The sequence below is a fragment of the Pseudomonas sp. genome, assembly GCF_030696055.1.
Classification (GTDB): Bacteria; Pseudomonadota; Gammaproteobacteria; order Pseudomonadales; family Pseudomonadaceae; genus Aquipseudomonas.
In genome coordinates, this window is sequence record NZ_JAUYNP010000324.1 from 16,027 (window position 1) to 27,807 (window position 11,781).

General features: G+C 63.7%; 13 protein-coding genes. 10 read left to right on the forward strand and 3 right to left on the reverse strand.

Annotation, left to right across the window (positions count from 1 at the left end; genetic code table 11):
* The first annotated feature begins 8 nt into the window (after positions 1–8).
* The 5 genes from Q8Q83_RS19570 to Q8Q83_RS19590 are packed head-to-tail and all read left to right on the forward strand — an operon-like array spanning position 9 to position 3,845.
* Positions 9–578, forward strand: a complete 570-nt coding sequence (locus Q8Q83_RS19570) for a YqgE/AlgH family protein (RefSeq protein WP_305625798.1) — start codon at positions 9–11, stop codon at positions 576–578.
* Positions 578–1,021 carry a Holliday junction resolvase RuvX gene (gene ruvX / locus Q8Q83_RS19575; protein WP_305625799.1) on the forward strand — a complete coding sequence of 148 codons (444 nt, stop codon included), beginning with the start codon at positions 578–580 and terminating at the stop codon, positions 1,019–1,021. Before Q8Q83_RS19570 ends, ruvX begins: the two co-directional genes overlap by 1 nt.
* Before the next feature lie 21 nt (positions 1,022–1,042).
* The gene (pyrR, locus tag Q8Q83_RS19580) at positions 1,043–1,555 is read left to right on the forward strand and encodes a bifunctional pyr operon transcriptional regulator/uracil phosphoribosyltransferase PyrR (protein ID WP_305625800.1); all 513 of its coding nucleotides are present in this window, start codon (positions 1,043–1,045) and stop codon (positions 1,553–1,555) included.
* A gap of 5 nt (positions 1,556–1,560) precedes the next feature.
* Positions 1,561–2,574, forward strand: a complete 1,014-nt coding sequence (locus tag Q8Q83_RS19585; protein WP_305625801.1) for an aspartate carbamoyltransferase catalytic subunit — start codon at positions 1,561–1,563, stop codon at positions 2,572–2,574.
* Positions 2,574–3,845, forward strand: coding sequence for a dihydroorotase (locus Q8Q83_RS19590; protein WP_305625802.1), 1,272 nt, complete (start codon positions 2,574–2,576; stop codon positions 3,843–3,845). The genes Q8Q83_RS19585 and Q8Q83_RS19590 overlap by 1 nt, the downstream gene beginning before the upstream one ends.
* A 62-nt stretch (positions 3,846–3,907) precedes the next feature.
* Here Q8Q83_RS19590 and Q8Q83_RS19595 read toward each other — a convergent pair whose 3' ends face one another.
* The 3 genes from Q8Q83_RS19595 to Q8Q83_RS19605 form a co-directional block, all read right to left on the reverse strand.
* Positions 3,908–4,309: a TM2 domain-containing protein gene (locus Q8Q83_RS19595; protein ID WP_305625803.1), complete on the reverse strand. Its 402-nt coding sequence runs from the start codon at positions 4,307–4,309 to the stop codon at positions 3,908–3,910.
* A 290-nt stretch (positions 4,310–4,599) separates the two neighbouring features.
* On the reverse strand, positions 4,600–5,745 hold the full coding sequence (locus tag Q8Q83_RS19600) for a PilT/PilU family type 4a pilus ATPase (protein WP_305625804.1): 1,146 nt from the start codon (positions 5,743–5,745) through the stop codon (positions 4,600–4,602).
* Positions 5,746–5,855: 110 nt separating this feature from the next.
* Positions 5,856–6,890: a type IV pilus twitching motility protein PilT gene (locus Q8Q83_RS19605; RefSeq protein WP_305625805.1), complete on the reverse strand. Its 1,035-nt coding sequence runs from the start codon at positions 6,888–6,890 to the stop codon at positions 5,856–5,858.
* 63 nt (positions 6,891–6,953) lie between these two features.
* On the opposite strand from Q8Q83_RS19605, the gene Q8Q83_RS19610 reads away from it, so the two are divergent.
* From Q8Q83_RS19610 to Q8Q83_RS19630, 5 genes are all read left to right on the forward strand, one after another.
* Positions 6,954–7,640, forward strand: a complete 687-nt coding sequence (locus Q8Q83_RS19610; protein WP_305625806.1) for a YggS family pyridoxal phosphate-dependent enzyme — start codon at positions 6,954–6,956, stop codon at positions 7,638–7,640.
* Between the two features lie 35 nt (positions 7,641–7,675).
* Entirely contained in the window at positions 7,676–8,494 is an 819-nt protein-coding gene (proC, locus tag Q8Q83_RS19615) for a pyrroline-5-carboxylate reductase (protein WP_305625807.1), read from the forward strand.
* 35 nt (positions 8,495–8,529) lie between these two features.
* Positions 8,530–9,123 carry a YggT family protein gene (locus Q8Q83_RS19620; protein ID WP_305625808.1) on the forward strand — a complete coding sequence of 198 codons (594 nt, stop codon included), beginning with the start codon at positions 8,530–8,532 and terminating at the stop codon, positions 9,121–9,123.
* 1 nt (position 9,124) lies between these two features.
* Positions 9,125–9,421, forward strand: a complete 297-nt coding sequence (locus tag Q8Q83_RS19625; RefSeq protein ID WP_305625809.1) for a DUF167 family protein — start codon at positions 9,125–9,127, stop codon at positions 9,419–9,421.
* Between the two features lie 226 nt (positions 9,422–9,647).
* Positions 9,648–11,630, forward strand: coding sequence for a dynamin-like GTPase family protein (locus Q8Q83_RS19630; protein WP_305625810.1), 1,983 nt, complete (start codon positions 9,648–9,650; stop codon positions 11,628–11,630).
* Positions 11,631–11,781: the final 151 nt, after the last annotated feature.

Here is an 11,781-nt window from a genome sequence, read left to right on the forward strand (position 1 = left end):
CTAATAGCATGAAAGACGCCAGCCCCAGCTACCTCAAGCATCACTTCCTGATCGCCATGCCGCACATGGCCGATCCGCATTTTGCCCAGACCGTCACCTACCTGATCGATCACAACGAGCACGGCGCCATGGGCCTGGTGATCAACCGCCCCAACGGCCTCAATCTGGCCGACGTGCTCGAGCAGCTGCGCCCCGACGAAGAACCGTCCACCCTGTGCCAGAACCTGCCGATTTTTGCCGGCGGCCCGGTACAGGCCGACCGCGGCTTTGTCCTGCACCCCGCCGGCCCGCAGTATCAGGCCACCCTGGATCTGGGCGCGCTGGGCCTGTCCACCTCCCAGGACGTGCTGTTCGCCATCGCCGACGGCACAGGCCCGGAAAAATACCTGATCACCCTGGGTTACGCCGGCTGGGAAGCCGGCCAACTGGAAGCCGAGCTGACGGATAACGCCTGGCTGACCTGCCCGGCGGATAACGTCATTCTCTTCGACCTGCCCTTCGATCAACGCCTGAATGCCGCGGCCGCGCGCCTGGGCATCAACCTCAGCCTGCTGACCTCGCAATCCGGGCACGCCTGATGGCCCAGGCGAACGCAAAACCGCTGCGCCTGCTGCTCGGCTTCGACTACGGCAGCAAACAGATCGGCGTCGCCGTCGGCCAGGTGATCACCGGCCAGGCCCGCGAGCTGTGCATCCTCAAGGCGCAGAACGGCGTGCCCGACTGGCAAAAGGTCGAAGCCCTGGTCAAGGAATGGCAGCCGGACGCCCTGGTGGTCGGCCTGCCGCTGAATATGGACGGCACACCGAGCGAAATGAGCGAGCGCGCGGAAAAATTCGCCCGCCGCCTGAATGGTCGCTTCAACCTGCCCGTGCACACCCATGACGAACGCCTGACCACTTACGAGGCCAAGGGCCAGCGCCTGCAACAGGGGCAGAACAGCGGCTACCGCGAACGCCCTGTCGACGCCCTGGCCGCCGCGCTGCTGCTGCAAGGCTGGCTTGAAGAGAATTGTCCGGGCTGAGCCCGCCCCAAGGAGTTTTGCATGAGCCTGCCCAACCCCGCCGAATTGCTACCGCAAATGGCCGCGGCGCTGACCCAGCACCTGAACAAGCGGCAGATCGGCGCGCCGCGCTTTATCGGCATTCGCACCGGCGGCGTGTGGGTCGCCCAGGCCCTGCTGAAGGCTCTGGGCAACCAAGAGCCACTGGGCATACTGGATGTGTCCTTCTACCGCGACGACTTCACCCAGAACGGCCTGCATCCCCAGGTGCGGCCGTCCGAACTGCCCTTCGAGATCGAAGGCCAGCACCTGGTGCTGATCGATGACGTGTTGATGAGCGGCCGCACCATCCGCGCCGCGCTGAATGAGCTGTTCGACTACGGCCGCCCGGCCAGCGTGACCCTGGTTTGCCTGCTCGACCTGAACGCCCGCGAACTGCCGATCCGCCCCGACGTGGTGGGAGCCACCCTGTCGCTGGCCAGCGATCAGCGGGTAAAATTGTCCGGCCCCACGCCGCTGACCCTCGAGCTGCAAACGCTCGCCAACCGAGATTGATTGCGATGACGCCGATTGACGCCAAGCGCCCGCTGCAGCTGAACGACCAAGGCCAGCTGCGCCACTTCCTCTCCCTCGATGGCCTGCCCCGCGAACTGCTGACGGAAATCCTCGACACCGCCGACTCCTTCCTCGAGGTCGGCGCCCGCGCGGTGAAGAAAGTCCCGCTGCTGCGCGGCAAGACCGTATGCAACGTGTTCTTCGAGAATTCCACGCGCACCCGCACCACCTTCGAGCTGGCCGCCCAGCGCCTGTCGGCGGACGTGATCACCCTCAACGTGTCGACCAGCTCGACCAGCAAGGGCGAGACCCTGTTCGACACCCTGCGCAACCTGGAAGCCATGGCCGCCGACATCTTCGTGGTACGGCATGCCGACTCCGGCGCCGCGCACTTTATCGCCGAACACGTGTGCCCGAACCTGGCCATCATCAACGGCGGCGACGGCCGCCACGCCCACCCGACCCAGGGCATGCTCGATATGCTGACCATCCGCCGGCACAAGGGCGGCTTCGAGAAGCTATCCGTCGCCATAGTCGGCGATATCCTGCATTCGCGGGTGGCCCGCTCGAATATGCTGGCGCTGCAAACCCTGGGCTGCCCGGATATCCGCGTGATAGCACCCAAGACCCTGCTGCCGGTGGGCATCGAGCAATACGGCGTGAGCGTCTACAGCGACCTGAAGGCCGGCCTCAAGGATGTCGACGTGGTGATCATGCTGCGCCTGCAGCGTGAACGCATGACCGGCGGCCTGCTGCCCAGCGAAGGCGAGTTCTACCGCCTGTTCGGCCTCACCGAAGAACGCCTGAAACTGGCCAAGCCGGATGCCCTGGTGATGCACCCGGGGCCGATCAACCGCGGCGTGGAGATCGAATCGGCGGTGGCCGACGGCCCGCAGTCGGTGATCCTCAACCAGGTCACCTACGGCATCGCGGTGCGCATGGCCGTGCTGTCCATGGCCATGAGCGGACAGAACGCCCAGCGCCAACTCAATCAAGACAACGCCGAGGAGCACAACTGATGCGTACCGCGATCCTCGGCGCCCGCGTCATCGACCCGAGCAGCGGCCTCGATCGGGTCGCCGACCTGTATCTCGACGGCGGCAAGATTGTCGCCATCGGCCAGGCCCCGGCCGGCTTCGTGGCGGAAAAGACCCTCGCCGCCCAGGGCCTGGTGGCCGCACCCGGCCTGGTCGACCTCAACGTCGCCCTGCGCGAACCCGGCTATAGCCGCAAGGGCAGCATCGCCAGCGAAACCCTGGCCGCCGCCGCCGGGGGCGTGACCAGCCTGTGCTGCCCGCCCTTTACCAAGCCGGTGCTGGACACCCCGGCGGTGGCCGAGCTGATCCTCGACCGCGCCCGCGAGGCCGGCCATGCCAAGGTGTTTCCGATCGGCGCCCTGAGCAAGGGCCTGGAAGGCGAACAGCTGGCCGAACTGGTCGCCCTGCGCGACGCCGGCTGCGTGGCCTTCGGCAATGGCCTGGAGAGCTTTCGCAATAACCGCACCCTGCGCCGCGCCCTGGAATATGCAGCCACCTTCGACCTGACGGTGATTTTCCACTCCCAGGACCATGATCTGGCCGAAGGCGGCCTGGCCCACGAAGGCGCCACCGCCAGCTTCCTCGGCCTGCCTGGCATTCCGGAGACCGCCGAGACCGTAGCCCTGGCCCGCGACCTGCTGCTGGTCGAGCAGAGCGGCGTGCGTGCGCACTTCAGCCAGCTGACCAGTGCCCGCGGCGCCCAGCTGATCGCCGAGGCCCAGGCCCGCGGCCTGCCGGTGACTGCCGATGTGGCGCTGTATCAGCTGATCCTTACCGACGAGGCGCTGAGCGACTTCTCCAGCCTGTATCATGTGCAACCGCCGCTACGCACCCGCGCCGACCGCGACGGCCTGCGCGCGGCGGTGCAGAACGGGGTGATCTCGGCCATATCCAGCCATCACCAACCCCATGAGCGCGACGCCAAGCTGGCGCCCTTCGGCGCCACCGAGCCGGGCATCAGCAGCGTGCAACTGCTGCTGCCGTTGGCCATGAGCCTGGTGCAGGACGGCCTGCTCGACCTGCCTACGCTGCTGGCGCGGCTAAGCAGTGGCCCGGCTGATGCCCTGCGTTTGCCGGCCGGCCGCCTGGCCGTGGGCGCACCCGCCGACCTGTTGCTGTTCGACCCGCAGGCTTCGACCCTGGCCGGGGAAAGCTGGCACTCCAAAGGCGCCAACTGCCCCTTTATCGGCCATTGCCTGCCTGGCGCGGTGCGCTACACCCTGGTCGACGGGCATATCAGCTATCAGGGCTGAGCCCGCCCGAAATGAAGAAGCCCGCCAATTGGCGGGCTTCTTCATTTCGGGCTCGGTAAATCCTACGAACGCTCGGCATTCAGCAGCGACACCTGATCGTTCAGGGTCCAGAAGTCGTAGAGCACGCCGAGCAGAAAGAAACCGCCAGTGAGCAGATAGAGAATGCCGCTGATCCACTTGCCCTGGTACAGGCGGTGCACGCCGAAGATGCCGAGAAAGGTCAGCAGAATCCAGGCCACGTTGTAGTCGATAGCGCCGGCGTTAAAACGCAGATCGGCCTCGCGGTCCATGGCCGGGATCAGAAACAGGTCGATGATCCAGCCGACAAACAGCAAACCCAGGGTGAAGAACCAGAGGGTGCCGGTCACAGGCTTGCCGTAATAAAAACGGTGCGCACCGAGAAAACCGAAGATCCACAGCAGGTAGCCGATGACTTTGCTGTGAGTGTCCTGCCCCGTATTCATCGCTATCTCCCGCAATATGATGATTGGCTTATAACACGCCGTTATGACCAGTAGCGCCAGCCAAAGTTGCCACAACAGAAAAGCCCGCACCAGGCGGTAGCGCCGTTCAGTTAAGGGACTCTCTCGGGTCGTTTGTCGCAAGCAAGGAGTCCAGCGCCTAGCCCGGATGCACCCCGGGAGCGGACTTGCAGAGGGTAGCGTTCCCGGATTTCATCCGGCTGCAAAAATGCCGTTCACTTGGCTTAAGTGAACGGCATTGCGCACTGGGCGGGCTTTCGGGGGTGTGGGACTCAGCGAAAACGCCGCCCCGGATCGTCCTGGCTGACTTCCAGGGACAGGCCCTCGGTCATGGTACTCAGGTGATCGCCATCGGTTTCCGAGCCGAGCTTGATCATCAGGCGCAGGTCGTTGGCCGAGTCGGCGTACAGCAGGGCGTCTTCGTAGGTGATTTCGCCTTGGCTGTAGAGGTTGTACAACGCCTGATCGAAGGTCTGCATGCCCAGTTCGGTGGAGCGCTTCATCAAGGCCTTGAGCTCATGCACCTCGCCCTTGCGGATCAGGTCGGCGGCCAGCGGGGTGTTGATCAGCACCTCGATCACCGCGCGGCGCCCCTTGCCATCCGGCGTTGGTATCAGTTGCTGCGCGACAATGGCCTTGAGGTTGAGCGACAGGTCCATCCACACCTGATTCTGCCGGTCCGCCGGGAAGAAGTTGATGATGCGGTCCAGCGCCTGGTTGGCGTTGTTGGCGTGCAGGGTGGCCAGGCACAGGTGGCCGGTTTCGGCGAAGGCCACGGCGTGATCCATGGTTTCACGGGTGCGCACCTCACCGATCAGAATCACGTCCGGGGCCTGACGCAGGGTGTTCTTCAGCGCCACCTCGAAGGACTCGGTATCAATACCCACTTCGCGCTGGGTGACGATGCAACTATGGTGCTGGTGGATATATTCGATCGGGTCTTCGATGGAGATGATATGACCGCTGCTGTTCTTGTTGCGGTAACCGATCATCGCCGCCAGAGAGGTAGATTTACCGGTACCGGTGGCGCCGACAAACAGCACCAGGCCACGCTTGGTCAGCGCCAGTTTCTTGAGAATTTCCGGCAGCTTGAGTTCATCCAGGGTCGGGATATTGGTCTCGATCCGGCGCAGCACCATGCCCGCCAGGTTGCGCTGGTAGAAGGCGCTGACGCGGAAACGGCCGACGCCGCGGGCGCTGATGGCGAAGTTGCACTCATGGTTCTCGGCGAAGTCCCGGCGCTGCTGCTCGTTCATCACCGAGTGCACGGTTTCGCGGGTTTGCTCGGGGGACATGGCCGTCTTGGTGATCGGCATGATCTTGCCGTTGACCTTCATCGACGGTGGCACACCGGCAGTGATAAACAGGTCGGAGCCGCCCTTCTCGACCATCAGGCGCAGCAGTTTCTCGAATTCCATACCTTGTCTCGCCCATCTGCATCACGCGTTTTTGCCAAGGCCAGCAGTTGGCGCGTGTCTCGCCGCTGGCCTGAACCCGGCGGCCTATGGCCGGCCGGGCAGCCTCTCGATTAAAAGTTTTCCGGGTTCTTGGATTTTTCCCGCGCATTTTCGCGGGTGACTATACCCTTGGAGACCAGGGTTTTCAGGCAGGAGTCCAGGGTCTGCATACCCAGTGCACCACCGGTCTGGATCGCCGAATACATCTGCGCCACCTTGTCCTCGCGAATCAGGTTACGGATCGCCGGAGTACCTATCATAATCTCATGAGCCGCGACCCGACCGCCGCCGATCTTCTTTAGCAGGGTCTGGGAGATCACCGATTGCAGGGATTCGGACAGCATCGAGCGGACCATGGATTTTTCTTCGGCGGGGAACACGTCGACCACACGGTCGATGGTCTTGGCCGCCGAGGTGGTGTGCAGGGTGCCGAATACCAGGTGCCCGGTTTCCGCGGCGGTCAGCGCCAGGCGGATGGTTTCCAGGTCGCGCATCTCACCCACCAGGATGATGTCCGGGTCTTCGCGCAGGGCCGAACGCAGCGCCTCGGAGAAGCCCAGGGTGTCGCGGTGCACCTCGCGCTGGTTGACCAGGCACTTCTTCGATTCGTGGACGAATTCGATGGGGTCTTCGATGGTCAGGATATGGTGGTACTTGGTGCTGTTGAGGTAATCGAGCATGGCCGCCAGGGTGGTCGACTTACCCGAACCGGTGGGGCCGGTGACCAGCACCAGGCCGCGCGGCACGTCGGTGATCTTGCGGAACACCTCGCCCATGCCGAGGTCTTCCATGCTCAGTACCTTGGACGGAATGGTCCGGAATACCGCACCGGAACCGCGGTTCTGGTTGAAGGCGTTGACCCGGAAACGGGCGACGCCCGGCACTTCGAAGGAGAAGTCGGTCTCGAGGAATTCTTCGAAATCCTTGCGCTGCTTGTCGTTCATGATGTCGTAGATCAGCGCATGCACTTGCTTATGATCCAGTGCCGGCAAATTGATCCGGCGCACATCGCCGTCGACCCGAATCATCGGCGGCAGACCAGCGGAGAGATGCAGGTCCGATGCACCTTGCTTGGCGCTGAAGGCAAGCAGCTCAGTGATATCCATGGGACTCCCTAATGACAAGCAAGCAGGTAGAATGCCGCAAACCCCAGGCGGCGGGCGCAGGTAATGTCCACGATAGCAGAGAATATTGCAAAGGTCGGAGCGCGCATCCGTGAGGCGGCGCAAGCCTCGGGGCGCGATTGTGCGGGCATTGGCCTGCTGGCGGTGAGCAAAACCAAAGCGGCCGCCGCCATTCGCCAGGCCAATGCCTGCGGGGTGGCCGACTTTGGCGAAAACTACCTGCAGGAAGCCCTGGAAAAGCAGCGTGAGCTGACCGACCTGGCCTTGACTTGGCACTTTATCGGCCCCATTCAATCGAACAAGACCAAGCCCATCGCGGAGCATTTTGCCTGGGTGCATTCGGTCGACCGCCTGAAGGTGGCCGAACGCCTGTCGGCCCAGCGGCCGCCCCATTTACCGCCGTTGAATATCTGCTTGCAGGTCAATGTCAGCTTTGAGCCCAGTAAATCCGGCTGCAGCCCGGATGAATTGCCGGCACTGGCACAGGCGGTTACACAACTGCCCAACATCCGGCTGCGTGGATTGATGACAATTCCCGAACCGACGGACGACCGGGCGCTGCAACATGCCGCCTTTGCCCGTTTGCGCGAGCTGCAGAACAGCCTGAATTTGGACCTCGATACCCTGTCCATGGGCATGAGCCACGACCTGGAAGCCGCCATCGCCGAAGGCGCAACCTGGGTACGGATTGGCACCGCCCTGTTCGGCGCCCGCGATTACAGCCACGACTGATTGAATTTGCCTTCACTTTATTAAGGAAGCCCGTTATGACCACTCCCCGCATTGCCTTTATCGGCGCCGGCAATATGGCCGCCAGCCTGATCGGCGGCTTGCGCGCCCAGGGCGTCGAGGCCAGCGCCCTTCGCGCCAGCGACCATGGTGCCGAGCAACGCGCCAAGATCAGCGCCGGCTATGCCATTGAAACCTTCGCCAGCAACGCCGAAGCCAGCCAAGGCGCGGACCTGATAGTGCTGGCAGTGAAACCCCAGGTGATGAAAGAGGTATGCCTGGACCTGGCCCCGCACCTGGGCGAACACCAGCTGGTGGTCTCGATTGCCGCCGGCATCGGCTGCGCCAGCCTGGAACACTGGCTCGGCCCGCGCGCCATAGTGCGCTGCATGCCCAATACCCCGGCGCTGCTGCGCCAGGGCGTCAGCGGCCTATATGCCAACGCCAAGGTCTCCGCCACGCAGCGCCAGCAAGCCGAACAACTGCTTAGCGCTGTGGGCCTGGCGCTGTGGCTGGAGCAGGAGTCCTTGATCGATGCCGTCACCGCAGTCTCCGGCAGCGGCCCGGCCTACTTCTTCCTTCTGATGGAAGCCATGACCGTCGCCGGCGAGCGGCTCGGCCTGCCGCGTGAAGTCGCCGCACAGTTGACCACACACACCGCCCTCGGCGCCGCGCGCATGGCCACCGAGAGCGATGTGGACGCCGCCGAACTGCGCCGCCGCGTCACCTCGCCCAACGGCACCACCGAAGCGGCGATCAAAACCTTCCAGGCCGGCGGTTTCGAAGCATTGGTGCAGCAGGCGCTGGACGCCGCCGCCAACCGCTCGGCCGAACTCGCCGTTCAACTGGGTCAATAAACAGCTGGATCACTCTGGATCACTAAGGAGCCTGCATGTCCGGATTCACGGAAGCCCTCATCTATATAGTCCAGACCCTCGGCAGCCTGTACCTGCTGATCGTGCTGCTGCGCTTTATCCTGCAACTGGTGCGCGCCGACTTCTACAACCCGCTCAGCCAGTTCATCCTGAAAGCCACCCAGCCACTGCTCAAGCCGCTGCGCCGGGTGATTCCCGGTCTCGGCGGGCTGGATCTCGCCTCGCTGGTGCTGGCGATACTGGTACAGCTGCTGCTGATGGTGGTGGTGATCCTGATCGCCGGCGCCAACCCGCTGAGTGTCGGCCTGCAACTGATGGTGTGGACGATCATTGCCCTGACCTCCCTGACCCTGAAGATCTTCTTCTTCGCCATGATCATCAGCGTGATCCTCTCCTGGGTCGCCCCGGGCAGCTACAACCCCGGCGCACAGCTGGTCAACCAGATCTGCGAACCGCTGCTGGCCCCCTTCCGCAAGCTGATCCCGAACCTCGGCGGCCTGGATATTTCGCCGATCTTCGCCTTTATCGCGCTGAACCTGCTGGATCGCTTCGTTATCGGCAATCTCGCGGTCATGAGCGGCATGCCGGCCATCCTCAGCCCCTTTATCTGAAGTGGCCTGGTACCGCTGGGACGGCCAGGACCTGATCCTCGACTGCCACCTGCAGCCCAAGGCCAGTCGCGATGAGTTCGCCGGGCTGCACGGTGAACGGCTGAAGATCCGCCTCACCGCCCCGCCGGTGGAGGGCAAGGCCAATGCCCACTTGCTGGCCTTCCTGGCTGCGGCCTTCGCCGTCAGCAAAAGCCAGGTGAGCCTGGAAAGCGGCCAGCAGAGCCGGCAGAAGCGCGTGCGGATCAGACAACCGCAGAGGCTTCCGGCGGAACTCGGACTGACCGTTGAGCCACCTTGACCGACCATAAGACGGGACTATGACGACGCGCAATTGACGCCATCCGTATGAACCGCATAATGCCAAGCAGCCCATGCCACTAAAATCGTGGGTTCGCCATGATTATCAGGTTTTATTGCTGAGCCGCCCCTAGGGCGTGACAGCGTTGCAAGCGGTGCGCCCGCGTCCCGGGAAACCCACTCCCGGACTAGCTCCATAAGGATGTGACTACCAGAGGAAAGCCCGGATGAGCATGGAACGTCTCAGTCAACAGGTCGATGGCTACGTCGCCTGGAAGCGCGAGCTGATGCGCGAGATCACCCGCTACCGCAGCTGGCTGGTGAGTAACCGGCTCAACTCCGAGACGGTGGAAGCCAAACTCGAGCGCGCGCTGAAGCTGCTGCGCACCGACCACATCACACTGGCCTTCGTCGGCGAATTCTCCCGCGGCAAGACCGAGCTGATCAACAGCCTGTTCTTCTCCCAATACGGCCAGCGCATGCTGCCGTCCCAGGCCGGGCGCACCACCATGTGCCCCACCGAACTGTTCTTCGACCCGCGTTCGGAGCGCTCCTATATCCGCTTGCTGCCCATCGAGACGCGCATCGCCGAGGCCAGCATCGCCCAATTCAAGCGCATCCCGCGGCACTGGGTGAATATCCCCCTGGACCTCAGCGACCCGGACAATATGGTCCAGGCCTTTATCCAGGTGGCGAAGACCAAGCCCATGCCGGTCGAGCAGGCGATCGCCCTGGGTTTCCACCCGGACATGCTGGAAAGCACCCACAAACCCGGCGAAGTGCTGGTACCGGCGTGGCGCCATGCCATGGTCAACCTCGACCATCCGCTGCTGCGCCAGGGCCTGCGCATCCTCGACACCCCGGGCCTGAACGCCCTCGGCAGCGAGCCGGAGCTGACCCTGTCGATGCTGCCCAACGCCCAGGCGATCATCTTCCTGCTGTCCGCCGACACCGGGGTGACCGCCAGCGATATGGCGGTCTGGCAGCAACATATCCGCCAGCTCGACGAGGACACCCAGACCTGCCTGTTCGCCGTGCTGAACAAGATCGACGTGCTGTGGGACGATCTCGCCGGCGAGGCCTTCGTGCAGAACGCCATCCAGCAGATCCAGAGCAGCACGGCCAGGCAGCTCGGCATCAGGGTCGATGAGGTGCTGCCGCTCTCGGCCAAGCAAGCGATGCTGGCCAAGGTACGCAAAGACCCGGAACTGCTGGCCCGCAGCCAGATGAGCAACCTGGAGAACCTGCTCTGCGAACGCATCATCGCGCAGAAGGAACGCCTGCTCGAAGACCGCGTGGTCAACCAGGTGCTGGCCCTGCTGCAGAACAGCGAGCACGTGCTCAAGCTGCGCCTGGAAAAGGTCAACGAGCAACAAGCGCTGCTCAGCAACCACCAGCATGACAACGGCCAGCTGCTGTTCGAGCTGACCGCCAAGACCAAGGAAGACCACAGCCAGCACCACCGCCGCCTGCTCGGCCTGAAAACCAACCAACGCCTGCTCAAGCGCCAGGGCGACCTGCTGCGCAACGCGGCACGCGGCGAGCGCCTGGACGAACACCTGAACAAGGTGCGCAGAAACCTCACCGGCAGCTGGACCACCCTGGGCATCAACCAGGCTATCCTGCACTTCTTCCGCTCGGTGGAGCACGACCTGCACAACCTGGCCCAGGAAGCCGAGATGGCCAACAAGATGGTCGCGGCCATCTACCGCCGGCACAACGAAGAAAACCCGCTACACGGCATCGACGCGCCGCTGTTCAACACCAAGCGGCACCTGCGCGAGCTCGACCAGCAGCGGGCCAAGGCCGACCAGTTCCGTCTGCACCTGAAGACCCTGCTCACCGAACAGCGCAGCCTGAGCAAGCGTTTCTTCGCCACCCTGGTGCAGGAAGTCATAGGCCTGCACCAGCGCCTGCGCCAGGAGGCCGAGCAGTGGGCCAACGACGCCCTGATGCCGCTGATGCAGCACTGCCTGGAGAACAAACAGCTGCTGGAAACCCATATGCTGCGGCTCAAGGCCCTGGCCCAGGAAACGCAACAGGCACGCCAGCGTGGCCAGCAACTGGGGCGCTACTGCAGCGAGTTGGAACAGCAACTGACCCAGGCCAGCGAGATGCTGCGCATCCTGCGCCGCCCGGCTCCGGTGCAGCGCCAGGGTAAAGTGGTGACCCTACCGGGCGCCGCGCGCGCCCATAGCGTCGGCGAATAGCCCGCCCGCCAGTACCGCCGCAAAATCCGCACTCTAGGGTCTGTTGCCGTTTCATCGCGAGCCGCGTTGCCGCGAGAAATGGCCCCCGGTTAGGCGCAGGACGCAGGTAATGGTTATTCCCTTGCCAAGTCCTGCAACAACAGCGGGGGCC